The organism is Aeromonas sp. R4-2 (assembly GCF_040908295.1).
Classification (GTDB): Bacteria; Pseudomonadota; Gammaproteobacteria; order Enterobacterales; family Aeromonadaceae; genus Aeromonas; species Aeromonas veronii.
Genome location: NZ_JBFODL010000014.1, coordinates 318,262 through 340,536, shown reverse-complemented (window position 1 = coordinate 340,536; position 22,275 = coordinate 318,262). Strand labels below are relative to the sequence as shown.

Below are 22,275 nucleotides of genomic sequence, written 5' to 3'. Positions count from 1 at the left end.
GAACAGCGGATGACCATTAAACTCGGCATCGTGATGGACCCCATCTCGGCCATCAACATCAAGAAAGATTCCAGCTTTGCCATGCTCGAAGAGGCGCAAAAGCGCGGCTATGAGCTCTTCTATCTGGAGATGAAGGATCTCTACATGGAAGCCGGTCGCGCCTTTGGCACCATGCGCCCGCTCACCGTCAAATATGACTATGCCGACTGGTACACGCTGGGCGAGGTGGTGGATCAGCCCCTCTCCAACCTCGATGTGATCCTGATGCGCAAGGATCCGCCGTTCGACACCGAATTTATCTACGCCACCTACATGCTGGAGCGGGCCGAGGATGAGGGTTGCCTTATCGTCAACAAGCCGCAGAGCCTGCGCGACGCCAACGAGAAGCTCTACACCGCCTGGTTTGCCGAGCACACCCCGACCACGCTGGTGACCCGCCGCGCTGACAAGCTGCGCGCCTTCCACGCGAAGCACAAAGACGTGATCTTGAAGCCCTTGGACGGCATGGGCGGCGCCTCCATCTTCCGCATGAAGGAAGATGACGCCAACGTCGGCGTGATTATCGAGACCCTGACCGCCCACGGCAGCCAGTACTGCATGGCGCAGACCTACCTGCCCGCCATCAAGGATGGCGACAAGCGGGTGCTGGTGGTGGACGGTGAACCGGTGCCTTACTGCCTCGCCCGCATTCCGGCGCAGGGGGAGACCCGTGGCAATCTGGCTGCCGGTGGCCGTGGTGAAGCACGTCCCCTGAGCGAAGCCGACTGGGCCATCGCCCGCGCGGTGGGCCCGACGTTGAAAGAGAAAGGCCTCATCTTCGTCGGCCTCGACATCATCGGCGATCGGCTGACCGAGATTAACGTCACCAGCCCGACCTGCATTCGCGAGATTGAAGCGGCCTTCGATGTGCACATCACCGGCATGCTGATGGATGCCATCGAGCGTCGGCTGGGCAAATAATCACCAGGAAGGCTAACCGGCCTGTTCAGGGGTAACACGCCCCTGACAAGCCCTGAAACAGAGAGGGTGGCCCGGCGCCACCCTCTCTGTTTCAAGGCAATCCGGAAAGGGGCGGGATCTCGCCCAGCCCAAAAAGCGGTTTTTCCCATGGGGATCAACTGCCATAATTGACCTCAAATACCTTTGCACTATTTGGCCTCTATGCAAACACTGCAAAATCACTTCCTGCTTGCCATGCCAAGCCTGACGGATCCCTACTTCGAGCGCTCGCTGGTCTATCTGTGCGAGCACAACGAAGAGGGCGCCATGGGACTGGTCGTCAACATTCCGGTCGAGATGTCGCTGGAAACCATGCTGACCCAGCTCCAGCTCAATCCGCCCAACAACCCGGAGCTCAAGCAGCCGGTGCTGCAAGGGGGGCCGGTTCACGCCGATCGCGGCTTCGTGCTGCACAGCTTTCGCCCCGGTTTCAACTCCACCCTGCAGGTGGGGGATGAGATGATGGTGACCACCTCCAAGGATATTCTGGAAACCCTGGGTACGAGCGAAGCCCCTGCCCATTGGCTGGTGGCCCTTGGCTATGCTGGCTGGAGCGCCGGTCAGCTGGAGCAGGAGCTGGTGGACGGCGCCTGGCTGGTGATCCCCCCCAATCCGGCTCTGGTGTTCAAGACCCCCATTCACAAACGTTGGCAGCAAGCCGCCGCCAGCATAGGGGTGAACCCGGTTCACCTCTCCAGCGATATCGGCCACAGCTGATCGGCTGGCCCGCTCCGCTCTCTATTTCGAGGATTTATCAGTTATGTCATCACGCAGCATCATGGGCTTTGACTATGGCACCAAGAGCATTGGCGTCGCCATCGGTCAGGAGCTGACTGGCACAGCCCAGCCTCTGCGCGCCCTCAAGGCCAACGACGGCATCCCCAACTGGGACGAGATTGAGAAGCTGCTCAAGGAGTGGCAACCGGACCTGCTGGTGGTCGGTCTGCCGCTGAACATGGATGGTACCGATCAGGAGATCACGGTACGGGCCCGCAAATTCGGCAACCGGCTACATGGCCGTTTCGGCAAGCCGGTGGAGTTCAAGGATGAGCGACTCACCACCACAGATGCCCGCGCCCGCCTGTTTGAGCGAGGCGGCTATCGCGCGCTGGAAAAAGGCAGCGTGGACGGGGTATCGGCGCAGCTGATCGTCGAAGCCTGGATGGAAGAGCAGTACAACTAAACCATCAACAGCAAGGCAAGGGTCGCCGCCCTTGCCTTGTCTCGCACTATCCCCTCATTACGCCTGTGATTGTCCCGCCACCAGCCCTTCGGCCTCGGTCGGGTTCGCATTCATCATCCGGTTGAGCCAGGGCACCATCAGCCCCATCACCACCGCAATCAGCAGGGTCGCCATCCCGATCTTGCCAAATACGCCGGTGTAAATGGGCAAAGTTTGCAGCGGATCCGTCATCCCTTGCGGCACGGCGGTAAAAGTCGCCACATAGCCCCCCAGCAGGGACGCCATCGCCTGAGTCAGGAACCACATTCCGAGAATGAAGCCCATCAGCCGTTGTGGCACCAGCGCGGCGACCATCGCCAGTCCCAGGGCACTGATCATCAGCTCGCCCAGACTCTGGAACAGGTAGATAAGCACCATAAACCAGGGGGAGGTAAGCCCCTGCTCATCGGCAAACCACCAGCCGGATGCCGCCGCCGTCAGAAAGCCCAGCGAACAGAAGAACATCCCGAGGGTGAACTTGAGCGGCATGGTGAGATCCCGCCCCTTGCTGCCCATCCGGGTATAGATCATCGCGAGTACCGGGCTACCCACCACCACCCAGAAGGGGTTGAGCGCCTGGAAGCTGATGGGGTTGACGCTCACGCCCAGCATTTCGTGGTGCATGTTGTTGATGGCAAAGAAGTTCAGAGACGTCGGCATCTGGGCATACAGCACATAGAAGAGCACCGCCTCCAGCATCAGCACGAAGGCCACATACATCTTGTTGCGGCCCACAGTGTCGAGCCTGAACGCCTCGCGGAAGAAGAAGATCACCACGGCGATGGTCACCGTCATCAGCACCATGTTGGCGATCACCACGTGGTGCATCAGCCAGGCGCAAAAGAAGACCATGGCTACCGAGCCCAATATAACCAGCAGCAGCTTGCTGTAATTAAGTGGCAGGTGATCCGGCGCGGAGCCAATATCCTTGACCATATTGCGGCAGGCAAAGAAGGTAAGCAGCGCAATAATCAGCCCCACCCCGCACAGGTTATAGGTCACGGTATAGCCGTAGTGATCGGCAATTACCGGCGCGAGCGAGAGGGAAATAAGCGAGCCGATATTGATCGACATGTAGAAGAGGGTAAAAGCCCCATCCAGCCGCGGATCTTTCGGGGCATAACATTTGGAGAGCAGACTTGCCGGGTTGGCCTTGAACAGGCAGTTGCCGACCGCGATGGTACCGAGCGCATAGAAAATCAGGTCAGGATTGTAGATCGACAGGCCGGTCATAAAATAACCGACCACCAACACGATAGCCCCCAGCACCATGGTGCGCTTGGTCCCGAGAATATGGTCGCCAACATAACCACCAATCGAGATAAGGCCATACACCAGCGCCGAGAAAGCGCCGAAGGTGATAAACGACTGCTCCTGGGAAAAACCCAGTTGCTGTACAAAGAAAACTGCCAGGATCCCCTGCACGCCGTAATAACCGAAGCGCTCCCAGAGTTCGACGAAAAATATCATAAAGAAGGGTTTGGGTTGTTGTAACAACCCAGTCGGTGCTGTTGCTGGACGCATATCAACCTGCCTTTGCTGAGATTTATTTTTATTAATCTGGTGGTGGCTGCCGCACTATTTTTTCGTCCGTCATTGCCATTACGGGGAGTACAGTCAGCCTGCCAATCTGGCTATTTTCGGGTGCACGGGCCCCGTTCGATGAAAGGTGTTTTTCATCTAGCCGGTTTCAATTACGGGTTATCGGGGGATGGTGAGTGGCGTCTCCCAGTACAGTTACCGGCTCCGGGTTCTACCTTTGCTGCATCCCTTTACTCAAGCCGGTTTATCAACCTTGATGCTTATTCCCCTCTGCTCCGTCACTCATGGCTGGTGGCCAGATAGCCGGGGCATGATATGGCCACAGACGACCTGTGGGGTGGGGTTGGCTCACTCCGCGCTCTACTGGCTATCACACTACACAGGCGCTATCTAACCCCGCCATTCCAAGGGGTGTCATGCTATATCACTGCAAATACAGGAACTTAATGGTCGATCACACTTTAAAAGTGACCATCAGTGAAGTTTTCTAATGAAACCACATGAATTTTTTTCGTGAAAAGAGCTTCACTCGAGACGTGCAACCAAGGCCAATCTGTGCATAAAGAGAGTTGAATGGCACACAGCTTGAACCCGAACTCGGCACTTAAGTCGTGCCAAAGCCCACTCATCCGGGCGATACGACAACAAAAAGCCGGAGCAGATGGCTCCGGCTGATCAATGGGTACCGTCTCGGCCACATTAGCGTGGCGATTCGTCGTTGTAGAGCCGCCGGATCTCGTTGCGCAGCCACATCACCTTGGCATCCTGATTGTGCCGTTTATGCCACAGCAGGATGAAGGCGATCTCCAGCTGGGCGTAGAGCTTCTCGGGGAGCGGCAGCGGCATGGCGATCAGATTGCCGTGATGCCGACTGGCATAACCACCGCAGTAGGAAGGAGCCACCGCAATCAGTTCGTGGCTCGACTGGGAGGCAATATGCAGCGCCTGCTCGAAGCTGGAGACCATGATGGGTACCTCCCGCTTCAGCCCCTCGTCCTCCAGCAGACTGTCGAGGGCCCAGGTATCGTTCGCTTCCCACACCATGCTGATCTGGGGGCAGGCCAGAAAGTTCTCCAGCGACCACTTCTGCTGGAGCAAGGGGTGATCCTTGCGCAGAAAAACCACCGGGCGATCGGTGAACAGCACCTCGTGATCGATGTAGTAGGGCAACCGATTGACCTTGGCCTGAGAGCGGCCATGGGTCTCACGGGCGCAGAAGCCGAGATCCGCATCGCCATTGACGATGTCGTTGAGGGAGTGGTGATCCCACCCCAGCATCCTGACCACCGAGTTGGGGTACTTCTGGTAGATGGTCATGGGCAGATCGCTCAGGAAGCTGATGTAAAAGGGGGACTCCATCACTAGCGTGAAACGGGCTCCGTCGGGGATCGCCTCGCTATTGAGCGAGGTGATACTGTCGGTGAGCTGGAACCAGACCTTCAACTCCTCCTCCAGGGTCAGGGAGAGGTTGGTGGGCTGCAACCCCTGCCGTACCCGCACAAACAGGGGATCGTCAAACCACTCCCGCAATTTGGCCAGAGACTTGCTCACCGCCGACGGAGTGACACAGAGCTTTTTCGCCGCCCCTGCCACACTGCGCTCCTGCATCAGGTACTTGAACACCACCAGCAGGTTCAAATCGAGTTCACCCAGATTGCGCATATCCCCTCTCATCTTCCATCAGCCTTGCGAGCGCGCTTCACGAAGCGCGAGCCATGGTAACAGCCCTTTGACAGCCAGGTAACTGAGTAGAGCCAGCATCAGGGCATAGATCAGCATCTCGGACGGAGTAAAGCCGAGCCGGCCAAGCAACCAGATATAGAGGCCGGAGAGGCTGATCTGCATGATGCAGAGCACGGCGCTGGCAAACGCCACATTGTGCTGGCAACCGTCGAGCGCCTCCCCCATCGCCACCCCGAAGCCGCAGGAGAACCCGACACAGACCAGCGCAAACCCCGGCAGCAGCAGATGGATATCGCCCCCCGTCTGCCAGCTGCCGATCAGTGAGCACGCCGCCAGCAGATAGGAGAGATGAGACACCGCCAGCACTTTCTGTTTGCCCAGCCAGCGCAACAGCAGCGGCGTCAGGAAGGAGGTGGACATACTCACGCCAGCCATCACCATCATCACGATGGAGTACTGCTCGGTGGTGAAGCCAAACTCCTTCATCAGGATCAGCGGCGAGACGCTGACATAGACCAAAATGGCGGTCACGCTGGCACTGGTCAGCAGGGAGAGCAACATAAAGCGCGGGGAGCGCAGCAGGGCAAAGGGCAGCGCAGCACCACTCCCCGGTTGCCGAGCCGGACGGGTCTCCTTGAGCAGCAACAAGTTCACCAGACCGCTGATGGCAGCCACCAGCGCCATCGCCACGAAGATCCCGCGCCAGTCAAAATGGGACAGGATGAGGTAACCGAGCACCGGCGCCAGCACCGGGATCACGCAGATGACCCCGTTAATCATTGAAAGTGCCATCGCCAGCCGCTCCTGACACAGCACGTCCCGCAGCACGGTAAAGGTCATGATATAGAGCGCACCGGCCCCGACTCCCTGCCAGAAACGGCCGAAATAGAACTGGCTGATCCCCTCCGCATTGCCTGCCACCAGCGAGGCGAGGACAAAAATCAGCGCGCCACCGAGCACCACCCAGCGCCGCCCGAAGCGATCGGCAATCATCCCGCCCAGTAGCACGGTCGCCGCCATACCGAACAGATAGATAGAGAAGGCGGTGTGGATCTGCGCCTCGCTCGCCTGCAGGGCATCGGCAATCTTGGGCACGGCGACCAGATAGAGATCGATCCCGACCGGATAGAGGATGATCATCAGAAAAGTGCACAACAGGAAAACAGGCATGGATACTCCATAACAGATTGGTCTGCCGATATCTGCCAGATCACAGCGACAGGCGAACAGTGGCGGGGCCAAGGTGGTGACAAAGGTAACAACGCAGCGCGTCGCAATGGGGCAACTATATGGGCGCACACCACCCTCACCTAGTGAAGAGATAGCGATCGGTACATTCCAATCAGGAAATATTGTATTTAGCTACGTGCCTGAACGGCCATATAGAATCGAGCAGACTCAGCAATAAACCGGGTCACCTCCCGCTCATTACCGTCCCTGCGCTGCACTTTACCGCCCGTCTGTTATCCGCCTTCGCCCTTGCGGGCGTATAAGCTGTAGGGGCGACGCAATACAGGGAATGTGTATGAAGGGAATGAAGAGAGAAGAGCAGATTGCCGGGCTGCTGGCGGCACTGGAGCAAGTCATTCTGGGCAAGCCGCTGCAACTGAAAATCGCGCTGGTGACCCTGCTGGCGCGCGGTCATCTGCTGATCGAGGATCTGCCCGGTATGGGCAAGACCACCCTGGCCCACGCGCTGGCACAGGTACTGGGGCTGGCATGCAGGCGGATGCAGTTCACCGCCGATCTGCTCCCCGCCGACCTGCTGGGGCTGCAGATCTTCGACCCCCAACAGCAAACATTTCGCTTTCACCCCGGCCCCATCTTTACCCAGGTGCTGCTGGCGGACGAGATCAACCGCGCCAGCCCCAAGGTGCAGAGCGCCCTGCTGGAGGCGATGGCAGAGGGCAAGGTGAGCATTGAGGGGAATACGCATCCCCTCCCCGATCCGTTTTTCGTCATCGCCACCCAGAATCCGGCGGATCAGGCGGGCACTTATCCACTGCCGGAATCCCAGCTAGACCGCTTCGCCGTGCGACTCTCTTTGGGTTTTCCGCCGCGAGAAGCGGAGCGCCAGCTACTGCGGGGCAACCAGCCGACTGGCCCGTTGCCCGCCATGCTGAATGCCGCCGAGCTGACTGCCCTGCAAGCGGAAGGTGATGCTATCCATGTTTCCGATTCCACCCTCGACTACCTGCTGGCACTGGTGCACCAGAGCCGCTTTGATGGGGAGCTGCCGCAGCCCCTCTCCCCCCGTGCAGCCCAGACCTTGCTGGCGGTGAGCCGTGCCTGGGCGCTGGTGGCGGGGCGGCGCTTTGTCACGGTAGAAGATGTGCAGGCAGTCTTCCCCTATGTGGCCGAGCATCGGCTGCGGGGTAGCTTTGGCGTGCAACACGGCGAAGCCTGTCCCCTGAGCCAGCGATTGCTGGCCAAGGTCGATCCGGACAATCCCTGATGAGCAAATTGCTAAACCGTTGGCAGCAGTGGCGAGCCCGCTGGCAGCGACGCTGGCTCGACCGCCGCATTCCCCCGGCCCGCCAGATCACGCTGGGTACCCGCAGCCTCTTTATCCTCCCCACCCGCATGGGGCTGCTCTATCTGCTGGTGCTGCTCGCCATCTATCTGCTCGGCACCAACTACCAGAACAATCTGGTACTGCTGGTGGCCTACTGCCTCGGCAGCCTATTTATGGCAGCCATGTGGCTCACCCACCGCAACCTGCTGGGGCTGGAGCTGCTGGGTGGGCCGCTGGTGCTGGGGGAAGCGAGTAGCCAGCTGCCTATCCGTATCTTGGTGCAGAGCCCTCGCCCGGTGCAGGCGCTCCGGTTTAGCCTCAACGAAGGCACCCTCTGGCTGGCACAGGCCGACGCTGTGCCCAGCACAGTTATCCTGCCAGTATCGGGCTCGCGCCGTGGGCCACTGCACCTTGGTCGATTGCGGGTCGAGAGCCGCTACCCTCTCGGCCTGTTTCGCTGCTGGTCCCTGCTGGACTTGCAACTGGAGGGCTGGCTCGCCCCCAAACCGATGTTCGGGGCGCTAAGAGGGGAACATGCGACCGAAAGCGAGGGGCATCAGGGCCAGCCCGCTCCGGCCACTCTCGGTGACTTTGATACCCTGCGGACACATCAGGCCGGTGAACCACTGAGCCGAGTCGCCTGGAAACAACTTGCCCAGGGGCGCGGCCTGCTGACCAAACAGTTCCATGAACCGCAGCAGGATGACACTCGCCTCACATTGCCGCGGGTCGCGGGCGGGGATCTGGAGCAGCGGCTGGCGGTGCTGGCCTGGTGGTGCGGCGATTACGGCAAGCGGGGCATCCCCTTTACCCTGACACTGGCAAACCAGACGCTGGGGCCCGATAGCGGTGCCGCCTTTGTGCAGCGCTGCCTGCTGGCACTGGCCCGATTCGATGGCAAGCCACAGGAGAGCAGGTCAGATGCTGCTCAATAACCGTCGCCTGCTGCCACTCATCGCCCTGCAACAGCTGCTGCTGGTCGCAGCGCTCTGGCCCCAACTGCAGATCTGGGTAGTGGCTGTGGGCGCCGCAACCCTCGGCATCCGGGCCATGATGCTGTGGCGCGGCTGGCCGCCCCTGCCTACCCGCTGGTTGGCGCTGCTGGCCATCACCACTGTGCTGTTGCTGGGGTTGCAGTGGCGCACATTGGGCACCCTGCCCGCCCTGATCAATCTGCTCTGGCTCGGCTATAGCCTCAAGATGATCGAGGTACAGCGCGAGCGGGATATCGAGCTGGTGCTGCTGCTCGCCTTCTTTCTCATCGCGCTGGCGCTGGTACAGCGACAAAGCATCGGCTGGACGGCTGGGATGGGAGTGGCGCTCTGGCTGGCAGTGACCGCGCTGGTGGCCGCCATCGCCCCCGAACAGAAACGGCCTTGGCGCAGTGCGGGTGGTGCCCTGCTGCTGGCGCTTCCCCTGCTTATCACTCTGTTTATGCTGCTGCCAAGACTCCCGCCCCTCTGGCAGATGCCCACCACCAGCCGTGCCCTGTCGGGCCTCTCTGAAGAGCTGGCCCCCGGCGATATCAGCGAACTGGTCAACTCCTCGGAGCTGGCCTTTCGGGTCACTTTTGCCGATGGCCCACCCCCTGCCCGCGAGCGCTACTTTCCGGTGATGCGCCAAGAGGTTTTCGATGGCCAGCGCTGGTTGCTTAGCCCCGAGATCAGGGCGTGGCAAAAGACAGTACCGGTGCAAACCGGGCTCACCCTTCTGGCATCCTCTTCACAAGGCAGTACTCAACTGGCAGATAACCCGTTACCCGCCGGGAGCTACGAGGTGATCGCCGAGCCCCAGCGCCACCGCTGGGCCTTTGCTCTGAGTGAACCGCGCCTGCTGGCGGGTCCGGTGCTGCTAACCCCTCTAGACACCCTCTATCGACAGGGGAGCGGCGAGGTGGCAATCCGCTATCGCATTGGCCGCGGCGAAGCGCAGCCAGAGAACGACAGCCAAGCCGCCCAGCGCAACCTGCAACTGCCTAGCGGGGGCAACCCGAGAGCGCGAGCCTATGGCCAAGAGCTTGCGGCACGCTATCCGGATCGCAGCACGCTTGTCGCCGCCCTGCTCGAACAGTTTCGCAGCCAATCCTATTACTACACCCTGACCCCGCCACGGCTTGGCAGTGACGGGGTGGATGCATTCCTGTTCGATACCAAGCGCGGCTTTTGCGGCCACTACGCCATGGCGACCGCTTTCGTACTGCGCGCCGCCGGTATTCCGGCACGGCTGGTCACCGGTTATCTCGGCGGCGAGTGGAATCCCAGAGGCAACTATCTGGCAGTACACCAGTTCGATGCTCACGCCTGGGTAGAGTATCTCGATGAAGAGGGATCATGGCGGCGAATCGACCCCACTGCGGCAGTGGCACCGGAGCGTATTGAAGGCGGCGTGAGGGAGGCGCTGAGCGACGAGTTTACCGCTGCCGACCCCCTCGCTTTGCAGCGTTATCGCAACTGGGCCCTGCTCAATCAACTGCGCTGGTGGGGCAACAATATCGACTACCAGTGGAGTCGCTGGGTGATTGGTTACGATGCGGGCCAGCTCTGGCAACAAATCGGCCTGCGCTGGCCCGCACTGGCGGGGCACACTCCCAGGTTGATCCTCGCCAGCCTGATGCTGGTCGCCCTGCTGGTGAGCCTGCCCCTGCTGTTGCCCGCCCGCTTGCCGCCAGAGCGGCGTATCTGGCAGCCCCTGCTCAAACGGGGCAAACACAGTGGCTACCCACCCCAGCCCGCCGAGAGCATGGGGACATGGTGCGAGCGGCTGGCACGGCTGCGTCCCGACCTTGCCCACTCCCTGCTAAAGAGTGCGTGGCTCTATCGACTCTGGCGTTATGCCCCCCTCAGCGAACGGCAACAAGGGCGCTGCAGGCGCCAGTTACGACGGCGTGTCAGACAGCTCGTTCGGCGCTGGGATCAACAGCCAACGAGTGCGCCATAAAAGAAGGGGGAGCCACCGGCTCCCCCTTCAGGTTTTAATCAAGAGGTCTGACTCACCGCTTGTTACTTTTTGGTCGGATTGTCCCAGATCCCCTCTTCCAGCTGGGAACGGATCTCGGGGTATTTGTTGGCATCGAAGGTGGGCACCTTGCCCAGCCGGAGCTGGTCGTTGTAATCCTTGGCCAGCTTGATGGCAACGCTGGAGAGCAGCAGGATCGCCACCAGGTTGACGATGGCCATCAGCCCCATGGAGACATCCGCCATGGCCCACACAATCGGCAACTCACCCACGGCACCGAACATCACCATCCCCAGTACGAACACCCGGAACAGCATCAGGCCACCCTTGTGGTTGTGCTCGAGGAACACCAGATTGGTCTCGGCATAGGAGTAGTTCGCCACGATAGAGGTGAAGGCGAAGAAGAAGATGGCCGCCGCAATGAAGATGTTGCCACCGCTGCCAATCTGGGAGGAGAGCGCCCGCTGGGTCAGCTCGACACCGGTCACGCCGGAACCCGGCTCAAACTGACCTGACATCAGGATGATGGCGGCGGTACAGCTGCAGATAACGATGGTGTCCATAAAGACGCCCAGCATCTGCACATAACCCTGAGAGGCCGGGTGCGGCGGATAGGGAGTGGCAGTTGCCGCAGCGTTGGGCGCAGAGCCCATCCCCGCTTCGTTGGAGAAGAGACCGCGCTTGATACCGTTGATCATCGCCTGGGAGATGGCATAACCCAGCGCACCCGAGCCTGCCTGCTCAATCCCAAAGGCGGACTTGATGATCAGCATGAAGACATGGGGCAACTCGGTGATGTTCATCGCCACGATCACCAGCGCCAGCAGGATGTAGGCCAGTGCCATAAAGGGCACTACCAGCTCGGCAAAACGGGCAATGCCACGAATGCCACCGAAGATAATCAGGCCGGAGAGCGCCACCAGCGCCAGACCGCTGACCCAGTCAGGAATGCCAAACGCCACCTTCATCGCCAAACTGATGGAGTTGGCCTGCACCGCGTTGAACACCAGACCAAACGCCAGGATCAGGCAGAGCGAGAAGACCACCCCCATCCAGCGCATGCCAAGGCCTTTCTCCATGTAGTAGGCCGGGCCACCACGGTAGTTGCCATCCTCATCCTTGACCTTATAGAGCTGGGCCAGGGTGCTTTCGACGAAGGCGGTCGCCATACCGATAAAGGCAATCAGCCACATCCAGAAGATGGCGCCGGGGCCACCCAGATAGATGGCGACAGCCACACCGGCCAGGTTGCCGGTGCCGACACGGGCGGCAAGGCTGGTACAGAGGGCCTGGAAAGAGGAGATGCCCGCGTTGTCCGATTTACGGCTGTTTTTCAGCACGGAAAACATGTGGCCAAAGTGACGGATCTGGATAAAACCCAGGCGGAAGGTGAAAAAGATACCGACCCCGATGAGCAGGTAGATGAGCACAGCTCCCCACATCAGGTCGTTTAGCATCGCAATCAAGGTGTCCATAATTCTCTCGTTGTTATTCACATCCATGGTCAGTCTGCGCTGACCGTTTTCTGTCTGTCGTTTAATTAGCGTTTCGCTAAAGGGGCGGAATCTAGCACAGCGGGAGAGCCCGGAATAGTGATCCCGGTCACGCGAGACACAAAAAACGAACGGTAAAAGCCCATAAAGCTCCATTTAAATCGCAAACTTTCAACAAACTCAATAATTCAATCAGACAGGCCACCATTAAGCCCCATAAGAGAACCATTTTGGTATATCCCTGATGAGCTATCCGAAAACGCAAACGCTTGCATGAAATGGCTTTCAAACGGAGACATTTCGCCAAACGTTTTCGCTGTAATTAAATTTCAAGTACGTAGTGAGATAATTTATGTGATCGACGACACAAATATGGATATTGGCTAAAAAAGTTCAGCTGAAAGCAAACCGGAGCGAGGTCGGAACGAAATGTAAAAAACCTTACTAATCATATAGTTTCAAGCCATAAAACGGGATAACTCAACAGCCTGAATGTTTAACAACCAAGCGCCCCTATTGCAGGATGCACCACATCAGTATTAATTAGGCAGGCAATGACGATGGGCCGCCCCCATCGCGCTTTTCTGAGCCTGAGGCACCAAGATCCTGTAATTTTATTTCAGAACCACCGTCTCAAGCCCGCAACCCAGGGATTACTCCCTCATTAAGAGATGATATTCGCTATGGCCGATAAATTAACCCAGCTGAAAGCCCTGACCACTGTTGTTGCAGACACCGGTGATATCGAAGCCATCAAACGCTATCAGCCCATCGATGCCACCACCAACCCCTCTCTGGTTCTGAAGGCCTCCGAGATCCCCGAGTACGCTCCGCTGATCGAAGACGCCATCAAGTGGGCCAAAGCCCAGAGCCAGGACAAGGCACAGCAAATCATCGACGCGGGCGACAAGCTGGCCGTCAACATCGGTCTGGAAGTGCTGAAGATCGTTCCGGGCCGCATCTCTACCGAAGTGGATGCCCGTCTCTCCTTCGATACCGAAGCCAGCATCGCCAAGGCCCGCAAGCTGATCCGTCTTTACAACGAAGCGGGTATCAGCAACGACCGCATTCTGATCAAGCTGGCCTCCACCTGGGAAGGGATCCGTGCCGCCGAAGTGCTGGAGAAAGAGGGTATCCAGTGCAACCTGACCCTGCTATTCTCCTTCGCCCAGGCCCGTGCCTGTGCCGAAGCCGGTGCCTTCCTGATCTCCCCGTTCGTGGGTCGCATCCTCGACTGGTACAAGGCCAAAAATGGCCGTGATTACACCGCCAGCGAAGATCCGGGCGTGGTCTCCGTCACCTCCATCTACAACTACTACAAGCAGCACGACTACCCGACTGTCGTGATGGGCGCCAGCTTCCGCAACACCGGCGAGATCCTGGAACTGGCCGGTTGCGACCGCCTGACCATTGGCCCGGCCCTGCTGGAAGAGCTGAGCAAGACCGAAGGCGCCGTGGTACGCAAACTGGACTACACCGGTGAGCGCAAGGCCAAACCGACTCCGATGACCGAAACCGAATTCCGCTGGGAACTGAACCAGGATGCCATGGCTCACGAGAAGCTGGGCGAAGGCATCCGCATGTTCGCCATCGACCAGGGCAAGCTGGAAACCATGCTGGCAAGCCGTCTGTAATCAGTTCTTTTTTCTGATAAAAACCGGGCCCCTACCAAGGGGCCCGGTTTTTTTCATGGGCTTTTTTAGCGCTGTCATAGAGTCGTCACGAAAACGTTTTAATTTCAGATTCGTTATGTTATACGGGTGGTGAAAACGATAAAAACCAAGGAGGGAGCCATGGAAATGTTCAACTTCGATTATGACGAGGTGGTTGAACTCGGTTCGCGTAGCCGCGGGACAACGGGAAAAAAACGTAAATGGCGTGAAATCGAGGCGTTGAAAGACAAACATCGCCTGCAGAAGGAGCTGCAATCCATCGATATCGCCTATGAAGGTCTTACAGACGAGATTGAACTGTAATACTGCCAGACACCTGTAAAAGCGCTCCGCACAGTCGGGGCGCTTTTTTCTGCCGCAATCGGATGATCACGTGGCTTGTCATGCCATCGCCAGCAATACCAAAGGATACTGTAGGCTACTGACAGCCCTCATGAACAGCGTGGCATACCAACCCTGCCCCTCACCCGCGAAGACTGAGCTGTGCCGTTTCAGGGCGCATTGGGGCAATCACCGCAAGACAAGTCATCAGCAATAAAAAACCCCCGTCGATGACGGGGGCCTGAACACTCGGGGCTGACGGCTGCGCTTAGCAGTAGCCGTAGCCCAGCAGACGCTGGTAGCGCTGCTCCAGCAGTTGCTCGGTATCGAGCGGACGCAGGGCGTCCAGATCCTGCTTGATGCGGGCCTTGAGGTTTTTGGCCATCTTCTCCACATCGCGGTGAGCACCGCCGAGGGGCTCGTCGATCACGTGGTCGATCAGCTTGAGCTCTTTCAGACGCTGGGCAGTGATACCCATCGCTTCGGCAGCTACGGAGGCCTTGTCGGCACTCTTCCACAGGATGGAGGCACACCCTTCCGGCGAGATGACGGAGTAGGTGGAGTACTGCAGCATGTTGACGCGGTCACCCACGCCAATGGCCAGCGCACCACCGGAGCCACCCTCACCAATCACGGTGCAGACCACCGGCACGGTCAGACCGGCCATCACTTTCAGGTTGCGGGCAATCGCCTCGGACTGGCCACGCTCTTCGGCACCGACGCCAGGGTAAGCGCCCGGGGTATCGATAAAGGTGATGATCGGCATCTTGAAGCGCTCGGCCATCTCCATCAGACGCAGGGCCTTGCGGTACCCTTCCGGACGCGGCATGCCGAAGTTGCGCTTGATCTTCTCTTTGGTCTCGCGACCCTTCTGGTGACCAATCACCATCACCGGCTCGCCGTCGAGACGGGCGATGCCGCCGACGATAGCCTTGTCATCGGCATAGGCGCGATCGCCAGCCAACTCGTCGAAATCGGTGAAGATATGCTCGATATAGTCAAAGGTGTAGGGGCGCTGGGGATGACGCGCCATCTGGGATACCTGCCAGGCACCCAGATCACCGAAGATCTTCTTGGTCAGCTCTTCGTTTTTCTTCTCCAGCCGGCGGATCTCGTCTTTCAGATCCACGGCGTGATTGCCTTCACTCACATGTTTGAGTTCATCAATCTGCGCCTGCAACTCGGCAATCGGCTGTTCAAAATCCAGAAAAAGACTCATAGGGCCTTAGAACCTCTAATCAAAAACCAATTCAACCCGCTCTCGTCCAAGCAGGACTCGCAAGTCATCTATCAGTTGATCGGTGGGCGTCACCCGCCACTCGGTACCGAGCGTCAATCGCACCCGGGAGCCGGGGCGACGATAGTTTACCTGAACCGGACAGACTCCGGCACGGGCGGGCTCCAAAATCTCGCACAAACGCGGGAAAAAGCGATCATCAATCCGCTGTTCATCGAGGGAGATGCGGATTGCTCTGGCAAAACGCTCCCTCGCATCGTTGATATCCAGTAATTCTCGAGCCGACATTTTAAGGCCACCGGAGAAGTCATCAAAGCTGACCTGTCCAGAAACCACCAAAATGCGGTCTTTTTGCATCAATTCTTCATATTTTTCCAGCGCTTCACTGAACAGGGTCACATCGAGGCGACCGGAACGGTCGTCCAGGGTGAAGATCCCCATCTTGTTGCCACGCTTGGTCACCATGCTGCGGGCCGCAATCACCAGCCCCGCCGCCGTGGTTACGGTATCGCGGGAGGTGGGATGCAGATCGCACAGGCGACCCGAGGTATAACGACGCAATTCGCTGCTGTACTGGTTGATGGGGTGGCCGGTGAGATAGAGTCCGAGGGTCTCGCGCTCCCCTTCCAGCCACACCTTGTCAGGCCAGTGCGGCACGTTGGCAAACGCCTTCTTGACGTCGTCAATCTCTTCGGTGAGCACGCCGAACATGTCGACCTGCCCCACTGCCTGCGCCTTGGCGTGCTGCTCGGCGGCCCGCATCGCCTCCTCCAGGGTCGCCATCAGGGCGGCGCGGTGCGGGCCGAGCCGATCCATGGCGCCGGAGAGGATCAGCTTCTCCATCACCCGCTTGTTGAGCTTCTTGATGTCGACCCGGTTGCAGAAGTCGAACAGATCGCGGAACGGGCCGTCCTGATCCCGGGCGCTGAGGATAGCGTCGATGGGGCCTTCACCGACCCCTTTCACCGCCCCGATGCCGTAGACGATATGACCATCTTCGTTGACTGAGAAGCGATAGCGACCGGTGTTCACATCCGGCGGGATCACCGTCAGCCCCATCCGCTGGCACTCGTCTACCAGGGTCACGATCTTGTCGGTGTTGTCCATATCGGCGGTCATTACCGCTGCCATGAACTCGGCCGGGAAGTGGGTCTTGAGCCAGAGGGTCTGGTAGGAGACCAGCGCGTAGGCGGCGGAGTGGGATTTGTTAAAGCCGTAGCCCGCAAACTTCTCCACCAGATCGAAGATCTTCATCGCCAGTTCGCCGTCGACGCCATTCTTGACGGCGCCCTCCTCGAAACCGGCTCGCTGCTTGGCCATCTCCTCGGGCTTTTTCTTACCCATCGCCCGGCGAAGCATATCCGCGCCACCCAGCGTATAACCCGCCAGGGTCTGGGCGATCTGCATCACCTGCTCCTGATAGAGGATGATGCCGTAGGTCGGTTCCAGAATCGGTTTCAGGCTCTCGTGCTGCCACTTCTCGTCCGGATAGGAGATCGCTTCATTACCGTGTTTGCGGTCGATGAAGTTATCCACCATCCCTGACTGAAGCGGGCCCGGTCGGAACAGCGCCACCAGTGCGATCATATCTTCGAAGCAGTCGGGGCGCAGCCGTTTGATGAGATCCTTCATACCGCGGGATTCCAGCTGGAATACCGCTGTGGTCTCGTAGCGCTGCAGCAGGTCGAACGACTTCTTGTCATCGATGGGGATGGCGGCAATGTCCACCGGCGGCTTGCCCTCTTTGGCAAGACGCGGGTTTATCATGCCGAGCGCCCAGTCGATGATGGTGAGCGTTCGCAGACCCAGGAAGTCGAACTTCACCAGACCGGCGTACTCCACGTCGTTCTTGTCGAACTGGGTGACCGGGTGATGGCCCTCATCATCGCAATAGAGCGGCGCAAAGTCGGTGATCTTGGTGGGCGCGATCACCACGCCACCGGCGTGTTTACCTGCGTTACGCACGACCCCTTCCAAGCGGCGGGCCATGTCGATGAGGTCTTTGACCTCCTCATCCTGCTCGTAGAGCTCGGGCAGCTTGGGCTCGGCCTCGAATGCCTTGGCAAGCGTCATGCCCGGATCCGGCGGGATCAGCTTGGAGATGCGATCGACAAAGCCGTAAGCGTGACCCAGCACCCGGCCCACGTCCCGCACCACCGCCTTGGCCGCCATGCTGCCGAAGGTGATGATCTGGGAGACCGCATCCCGACCATACATGTCGGAGACGTGCTCAATCACCTCGTCGCGTCGGTCCATGCAGAAGTCGACGTCGAAGTCGGGCATGGATACCCGCTCGGGGTTCAGGAAACGTTCGAACAGCAGGTCAAATTCCAGCGGGTCGAGGTCGGTGATCTTGAGGGCGTAGGCCACCAGAGAGCCCGCCCCCGAGCCCCGGCCCGGACCAACGGGGATGCCGTTGTCCTTGGACCACTGGATAAACTCCATCACGATGAGGAAGTAACCCGGGAAGCCCATCTGGTTGATCACTTTCAACTCGATGTCGAGACGCTCGTCATACTCGGGACGGCGCTCGGCCCGCACTAGCGGATCCGGGAACAGGAACTCGAGACGCTCCTCCAGACCCTCTTTCGACTTGGCCACCAGAAAATCTTCGGTAGTCATGTCGCCGGTCGGGAAGTTGGGCAGGAAGTACTCGCCGAGACGCACCGTCACGTTGCAGCGCTTGGCGATCTCCACCGTGTTTTCCAGCGCTTCGGGGATGTCGGCAAACAGCTCCGCCATCTCCTCTTGGCTACGCAGGTACTGCTGCGGGCTGTAACGGCGCGGACGACGTTTGTCCATCAGGGTGTAACCATCGTGGATGGCAACCCGGATCTCGTGGGCGTCGAAGTCCTCGGCGTTGAGGAACACCACCTCGTTGGTGGCCACCACCGGCAGCTCGAACTCGGTGGCAATGGCCACCGCCATGTGCAGGTAGACCTCTTCGTCGGGTCGACCGGTGCGCAGCAGCTCCAGATAATAGGCGTCGGGAAAGTGGGTCTGGTAGAAGGCGAGACACTGCTCGGTCATCTGCCGGTTGCCCTTGAGCAGGAACTTGCCCACATCCCCCTCGCGGCCGCCGGAGAGGACGATCACCCCCTTGGCATGCTCGGCGAGCCAGCTCTTGTCGATGACCGGCCGCCCCTGCACGTGGCCGCGCTGGTAACCGCGGGAAATAAGCAGGGTGATGTTCTGGTAGCCGTCATTATCCATAGCCAGCAGGGTGAGACGGAACTGCTCGTCGCCGAGCTCATCGCTCTGCACCCAGAAGTCGGCCCCGACGATGGGTTTGATCCCCTTGCCGTGGGCAGCGCCATAGAAGCGCACCAGACCGCACATGTTCATCTGATCGGTCAGCGCCAGCGCCGGCATGTTGTTGGCCGCCGCCGCCCCGACGATGGGGTTGATCTTCTGCAGGCCATCGACCATGGAGAAGTCGGAGTGGACTCGCAGGTGGATAAAACGGGGGTCAGCCATCGTCATCTCCTCTCGCTGCTCAAACTAAATGGCATGGTCTACTCGATCCCCAGTGCACGGCGCACCGGTTTGAAGCTCTTGCGATATTCGGGCAACGGGCCACGCTCGGCCAGAATGGCGAGGTGCTCAGCGGTCGGATAACCCTTGTGACGGGCAAAACCATATTCGGGATGACGGCTGTCCAGCTCGGTCATCTCCGCATCGCGGGTCACCTTGGCGAGGATCGAGGCGGCGCTGATGGCGGCCACCAGGCTATCGCCCTTGACCACGGCGCGCGCTTCCATCGGCAATGCCGGGCAACGGTTGCCATCGATAAAGACCAGCTCGGGCGTCACCTTCAGTCCCGCCACGGCGCGCTGCATCGCCAGCATGGTGGCATGCAGGATGTTGAGCTCGTCGATCTCCTCCGGAGTGGCGCGACCGATGGCCCAGGCGAGCGCTTTCTCTTTGATCTCGTCAAACAGGGCGAGGCGCTTCTTCTCGGAGAGCTTCTTGGAGTCGTTGAGCCCCGCGATCGGATTGGCGGGATCGAGAATGACCGCAGCGGTGACCACGTCACCCACCAGGGGGCCACGGCCCACTTCGTCCACACCGGCAACCAGCTTGTCGTCAGGAATATCGATCATCATCTTGTAGCCTTGAATCAAAACAGGCCCCGTGGGGCCTGACAGGGGTCGACTGGCGCGGCATCACCGCTCGGAAAACGGATTAACGGGCTGCGCGGCGCAATCGACGGTCCGAAATAGCGTTATCTGCCGAGCAGATCCGCCACCGCATCAGCAGACTGCGAGTCGGCATTGCAGCGGATCAGCTGGTGCAGCTCGGTGAAGGTGTTGACCAGTGCACTGTTGTCGTGCTCGAAGTACTTGCTCACCTCTTCCACCAGATTCTCCGGGGTGCACTCGTGCTGGATGAGTTCCGGCACCAGCATGCGACCGGCGAGCAGGTTGGGCAGAGAGACAAATTCGGTCTTTACCAGTCGCTGGGCCAGCCAATAGCTGAAGGGCTTGAGCTTGTAGCCCACCACCATCGGCTTTTTCACCAGCATGGCTTCGAGCGCAGCGGTGCCAGAGGCCAGCATCACCACGTCAGCGGCGATCATCGCCTCGCGGCCCTGCCCTTCCAGCAGCACCATGTCGAGACCCGGCGCTACCTCGGCCTTGATGGCCATAAACTGCTCGCGCCGTTTCTGGTTGACCAGCGGCACGATGAAGCCGAGATCCGGATAGCGCACCGTCAGGTGTTTGCACGCCTCGAGAAACAGGGGGGACATAAAGCCCACTTCTGCGGTGCGGCTGCCCGGCAGCACTGCCAGCCAGCGGCGATTGGCATCGATACCGAGATTGCGACGCACGGCTGCCTGATCCGGCACCAACGGAATATCATCCGCCATGGTGTGACCGACAAAACGGCAAGGGGCATCGAAGCGGTCGTAGAAGGCTTTCTCGAAGGGCAGGAAGGCGAGCACCATGTCGGTGGCGGCCTTGATCTTGTGAATGCGGTTCTGGCGCCAGGCCCATACCGAGGGGCTGACATAGTGAACCGTCTTGATACCGGCGCGGCGCAGTTTCAGCTCCACTCCGATATTGAAATCCGGTGCATCCACGCCGATGAAGATATCGGGTGGATTGGCAATAAAGTGGCGCAACAGTTCGCGACGGACCTTGAGAATGCGCGGCAGACGGCCCAGCACCTCGGTGATCCCCATGACGGAGAGCTCTTCCATCTCGAACAGGGCCTTGACGCCGAGGGCCTGCATCCGCGGCCCGGCGATCCCTTCAAACTGCGCATCCGGGTAGCGGGCTTGCAGCTCGCGCACCAGACCGGCAGCCAGAATGTCGCCGGAGACTTCTCCGGCGACGATACCGATACGAACCGGATCAGGCACGGATGATCCCGCGCTCGTTATCTTTGAGGAAGTCCACATAGAGCTGGACGGCCGGTTCGGCTTGCGCCATCTCGATCAGCACCGGCAGCACCTCTTCGATGGTCTTGCCGGAGCGGAAGATCTCTTTGTAGGCACGCTTGACGGCAGAGATAGCCTCAGCGCTGAAACCGCGGCGACGCAGACCTTCGGAGTTGACCCCGAACGGCTTGGCATAGTTGCCGGCAGCCATCACGTAAGGCGGCACATCCTTGTTCAGGGCGGCGCAGCCACCGACGAAGGCGTGGGAACCGACGCGGCCGAACTGGTGAATGGCGGAGAGACCACCAAAGATCACGAAGTCACCGATCACCACGTGGCCCGCCAGGGTCGCGTTGTTGGCGAAGATGCAGTTGTCACCGATGATGCAATCGTGGGCAACGTGAACGTTGACCATGAACAGGTTGCCACTGCCCACCTTGGTCAGGGATTGATCCTGAATGGTGCCACGGTGGAAGGTGCAGTTCTCGCGAATGACGTTGTTGTCGCCAATCTCGAGGAAGGTGCGCTCACCGGCGTACTTCTTGTCCTGGCAATCCTCACCGATGGAGGTGTGCTGGAAGATCTTGTTGCCGCGACCAATCTTGGTCGGGCCCTTGATCACCACATGGGAACCTACCCAGGTGTTGTCACCGATTTCCACCTCGGCGCCGATGACAGAAAAGGGGCCGATTTCAACCCCTTTACCGATCACGGCAGACTCATGGACGATGGCAGTATCGTGAATGATGGCAGTCTGGTCGATCACGTGTGTTAAACCTCGCGTTTGGCGCACATCAGCTCGGCGGTACAGACCACTTCACCGTCGACGGTGGCGACACCGGTGAACTTGGCAATACCGCGACGCTCTTTCAGGAACTCCACGTCGAGCACCAGTTGGTCACCGGGGCCGACCGGACGCTTGAAGCGAGCGTTGTCGATTGAGGCAAAATAGTAGAGTTCGTTGGGAGACGGCTTGCCCACCATGGTAAAGGCCAGGATACCGGTGGCCTGTGCCATCGCTTCCAGGATCAGTACGCCCGGGAACACCGGCTTGGCCGGGAAGTGCCCCTGGAAGATCGGCTCGTTGAACGAGACGTTCTTGATGGCACGCAGAGTTTTGCGTTCATCGCTGATCTCGTAGTCGTCTACACGATCCACCATCAGAAACGGATAACGGTGGGGCAGCAGATCCATGATTTCCTGGATACCCAGGCTCTTCTTTTCAGTAGTCAAAACAGTACCCTATACCAAT

The 22,275-nt window shown here is 59.4% G+C and carries 18 protein-coding genes; 8 read left to right on the top strand and 10 right to left on the bottom strand.

What is annotated here, in order from left to right; genetic code table 11:
• Nucleotides 1-9 precede the first annotated feature (9 nt).
• From gshB to ruvX, 3 genes are all read left to right on the top strand, one after another.
• Entirely contained in the window at nt 10-960 is a 951-nt protein-coding gene (gshB, locus tag AB5Y99_RS12105; RefSeq protein ID WP_040066605.1) for a glutathione synthase, read from the top strand.
• Between the two features lie 201 nt (nt 961-1,161).
• The gene (locus AB5Y99_RS12100) at nt 1,162-1,716 is read left to right on the top strand and encodes a YqgE/AlgH family protein (RefSeq protein WP_005349793.1); all 555 of its coding nucleotides are present in this window, start codon (nt 1,162-1,164) and stop codon (nt 1,714-1,716) included.
• A gap of 43 nt (nt 1,717-1,759) precedes the next feature.
• Nucleotides 1,760-2,182: a Holliday junction resolvase RuvX gene (gene ruvX, locus AB5Y99_RS12095; protein WP_005343821.1), complete on the top strand. Its 423-nt coding sequence runs from the start codon at nt 1,760-1,762 to the stop codon at nt 2,180-2,182.
• 57 nt (nt 2,183-2,239) lie between these two features.
• On the opposite strand, the gene dtpB is transcribed toward ruvX, so the two are convergent.
• The 3 genes from dtpB to AB5Y99_RS12080 all read right to left on the bottom strand — a co-directional run bounded on the left by dtpB (nt 2,240) and on the right by AB5Y99_RS12080 (nt 6,616).
• On the bottom strand, nt 2,240-3,745 hold the full coding sequence (gene dtpB / locus AB5Y99_RS12090; RefSeq protein WP_323890828.1) for a dipeptide/tripeptide permease DtpB: 1,506 nt from the start codon (nt 3,743-3,745) through the stop codon (nt 2,240-2,242).
• Between the two features lie 717 nt (nt 3,746-4,462).
• Entirely contained in the window at nt 4,463-5,425 is a 963-nt protein-coding gene (gene yidZ / locus AB5Y99_RS12085) for an HTH-type transcriptional regulator YidZ (RefSeq protein WP_075114980.1), read from the bottom strand.
• A gap of 18 nt (nt 5,426-5,443) precedes the next feature.
• Complete coding sequence (locus tag AB5Y99_RS12080; protein ID WP_323890826.1) at nt 5,444-6,616, bottom strand: MFS transporter; 1,173 nt, start codon at nt 6,614-6,616, stop codon at nt 5,444-5,446.
• Nucleotides 6,617-6,980: 364 nt separating this feature from the next.
• On the opposite strand from AB5Y99_RS12080, the gene AB5Y99_RS12075 reads away from it, so the two are divergent.
• Genes AB5Y99_RS12075 through AB5Y99_RS12065 form a run of 3 tightly spaced genes read left to right on the top strand, consistent with a single transcriptional unit; the run spans nt 6,981 to nt 10,898 of the window.
• On the top strand, nt 6,981-7,901 hold the full coding sequence (locus AB5Y99_RS12075) for a MoxR family ATPase (RefSeq protein WP_323891193.1): 921 nt from the start codon (nt 6,981-6,983) through the stop codon (nt 7,899-7,901).
• Entirely contained in the window at nt 7,901-8,896 is a 996-nt protein-coding gene (locus AB5Y99_RS12070; RefSeq protein ID WP_323890824.1) for a DUF58 domain-containing protein, read from the top strand. The genes AB5Y99_RS12075 and AB5Y99_RS12070 overlap by 1 nt, the downstream gene beginning before the upstream one ends.
• Nucleotides 8,883-10,898, top strand: coding sequence for a DUF3488 and transglutaminase-like domain-containing protein (locus AB5Y99_RS12065; protein WP_323890823.1), 2,016 nt, complete (start codon nt 8,883-8,885; stop codon nt 10,896-10,898). The genes AB5Y99_RS12070 and AB5Y99_RS12065 overlap by 14 nt, the downstream gene beginning before the upstream one ends.
• A 62-nt stretch (nt 10,899-10,960) precedes the next feature.
• Here the strand turns inward: AB5Y99_RS12065 and AB5Y99_RS12060 are convergent, their stop codons facing one another.
• Nucleotides 10,961-12,391: a sodium:alanine symporter family protein gene (locus AB5Y99_RS12060; protein WP_013724018.1), complete on the bottom strand. Its 1,431-nt coding sequence runs from the start codon at nt 12,389-12,391 to the stop codon at nt 10,961-10,963.
• Between the two features lie 701 nt (nt 12,392-13,092).
• Here AB5Y99_RS12060 and tal point away from each other — a divergent pair.
• A complete protein-coding gene (gene tal / locus AB5Y99_RS12055; protein WP_019445226.1) occupies nt 13,093-14,043 on the top strand; it encodes a transaldolase in 951 nt (316 codons plus the stop codon).
• Nucleotides 14,044-14,202: 159 nt separating this feature from the next.
• Nucleotides 14,203-14,385, top strand: a complete 183-nt coding sequence (locus tag AB5Y99_RS12050; RefSeq protein ID WP_005338547.1) for a DUF3545 family protein — start codon at nt 14,203-14,205, stop codon at nt 14,383-14,385.
• A gap of 286 nt (nt 14,386-14,671) precedes the next feature.
• On the opposite strand, the gene accA is transcribed toward AB5Y99_RS12050, so the two are convergent.
• The 6 genes from accA to fabZ form a co-directional block, all read right to left on the bottom strand.
• On the bottom strand, nt 14,672-15,622 hold the full coding sequence (gene accA / locus AB5Y99_RS12045) for an acetyl-CoA carboxylase carboxyl transferase subunit alpha (protein WP_005338549.1): 951 nt from the start codon (nt 15,620-15,622) through the stop codon (nt 14,672-14,674).
• A 15-nt stretch (nt 15,623-15,637) separates the two neighbouring features.
• The gene (gene dnaE, locus AB5Y99_RS12040; protein ID WP_368209776.1) at nt 15,638-19,117 is read right to left on the bottom strand and encodes a DNA polymerase III subunit alpha; all 3,480 of its coding nucleotides are present in this window, start codon (nt 19,115-19,117) and stop codon (nt 15,638-15,640) included.
• A gap of 38 nt (nt 19,118-19,155) precedes the next feature.
• On the bottom strand, nt 19,156-19,746 hold the full coding sequence (rnhB, locus tag AB5Y99_RS12035; protein ID WP_043818967.1) for a ribonuclease HII: 591 nt from the start codon (nt 19,744-19,746) through the stop codon (nt 19,156-19,158).
• A 119-nt stretch (nt 19,747-19,865) separates the two neighbouring features.
• Nucleotides 19,866-21,005: a lipid-A-disaccharide synthase gene (gene lpxB, locus AB5Y99_RS12030; RefSeq protein ID WP_139493641.1), complete on the bottom strand. Its 1,140-nt coding sequence runs from the start codon at nt 21,003-21,005 to the stop codon at nt 19,866-19,868.
• Nucleotides 20,998-21,789 (bottom strand): acyl-ACP--UDP-N-acetylglucosamine O-acyltransferase, encoded by a 792-nt coding sequence (lpxA, locus tag AB5Y99_RS12025; protein ID WP_005338557.1) that lies wholly within the window; start codon nt 21,787-21,789, stop codon nt 20,998-21,000. Before lpxA ends, lpxB begins: the two co-directional genes overlap by 8 nt.
• A 5-nt stretch (nt 21,790-21,794) precedes the next feature.
• A complete protein-coding gene (gene fabZ, locus AB5Y99_RS12020; protein WP_005338559.1) occupies nt 21,795-22,256 on the bottom strand; it encodes a 3-hydroxyacyl-ACP dehydratase FabZ in 462 nt (153 codons plus the stop codon).
• Between the last annotated feature and the right edge of the window lie 19 nt (nt 22,257-22,275).

Bases quoted from the DNA above. Each gene is read 5' to 3' on its own strand.
- gshB (WP_040066605.1), top strand. From the start codon at position 10: ATGACCATTAAACTCGGCATCGTGATGGACCCCATCTCGGCCATCAAC.
- AB5Y99_RS12100 (WP_005349793.1), top strand. From the start codon at position 1,162: ATGCAAACACTGCAAAATCACTTCCTGCTTGCCATGCCAAGCCTGACG.
- ruvX (WP_005343821.1), top strand. From the start codon at position 1,760: ATGTCATCACGCAGCATCATGGGCTTTGACTATGGCACCAAGAGCATT.
- dtpB (WP_323890828.1), bottom strand. From the start codon at position 3,745: ATGCGTCCAGCAACAGCACCGACTGGGTTGTTACAACAACCCAAACCC.
- yidZ (WP_075114980.1), bottom strand. From the start codon at position 5,425: ATGCGCAATCTGGGTGAACTCGATTTGAACCTGCTGGTGGTGTTCAAG.
- AB5Y99_RS12080 (WP_323890826.1), bottom strand. From the start codon at position 6,616: ATGCCTGTTTTCCTGTTGTGCACTTTTCTGATGATCATCCTCTATCCG.
- AB5Y99_RS12075 (WP_323891193.1), top strand. From the start codon at position 6,981: ATGAAGAGAGAAGAGCAGATTGCCGGGCTGCTGGCGGCACTGGAGCAA.
- AB5Y99_RS12070 (WP_323890824.1), top strand. From the start codon at position 7,901: ATGAGCAAATTGCTAAACCGTTGGCAGCAGTGGCGAGCCCGCTGGCAG.
- AB5Y99_RS12065 (WP_323890823.1), top strand. From the start codon at position 8,883: ATGCTGCTCAATAACCGTCGCCTGCTGCCACTCATCGCCCTGCAACAG.
- AB5Y99_RS12060 (WP_013724018.1), bottom strand. From the start codon at position 12,391: ATGGACACCTTGATTGCGATGCTAAACGACCTGATGTGGGGAGCTGTG.
- tal (WP_019445226.1), top strand. From the start codon at position 13,093: ATGGCCGATAAATTAACCCAGCTGAAAGCCCTGACCACTGTTGTTGCA.
- AB5Y99_RS12050 (WP_005338547.1), top strand. From the start codon at position 14,203: ATGGAAATGTTCAACTTCGATTATGACGAGGTGGTTGAACTCGGTTCG.
- accA (WP_005338549.1), bottom strand. From the start codon at position 15,622: ATGAGTCTTTTTCTGGATTTTGAACAGCCGATTGCCGAGTTGCAGGCG.
- dnaE (WP_368209776.1), bottom strand. From the start codon at position 19,117: ATGGCTGACCCCCGTTTTATCCACCTGCGAGTCCACTCCGACTTCTCC.
- rnhB (WP_043818967.1), bottom strand. From the start codon at position 19,746: ATGATGATCGATATTCCTGACGACAAGCTGGTTGCCGGTGTGGACGAA.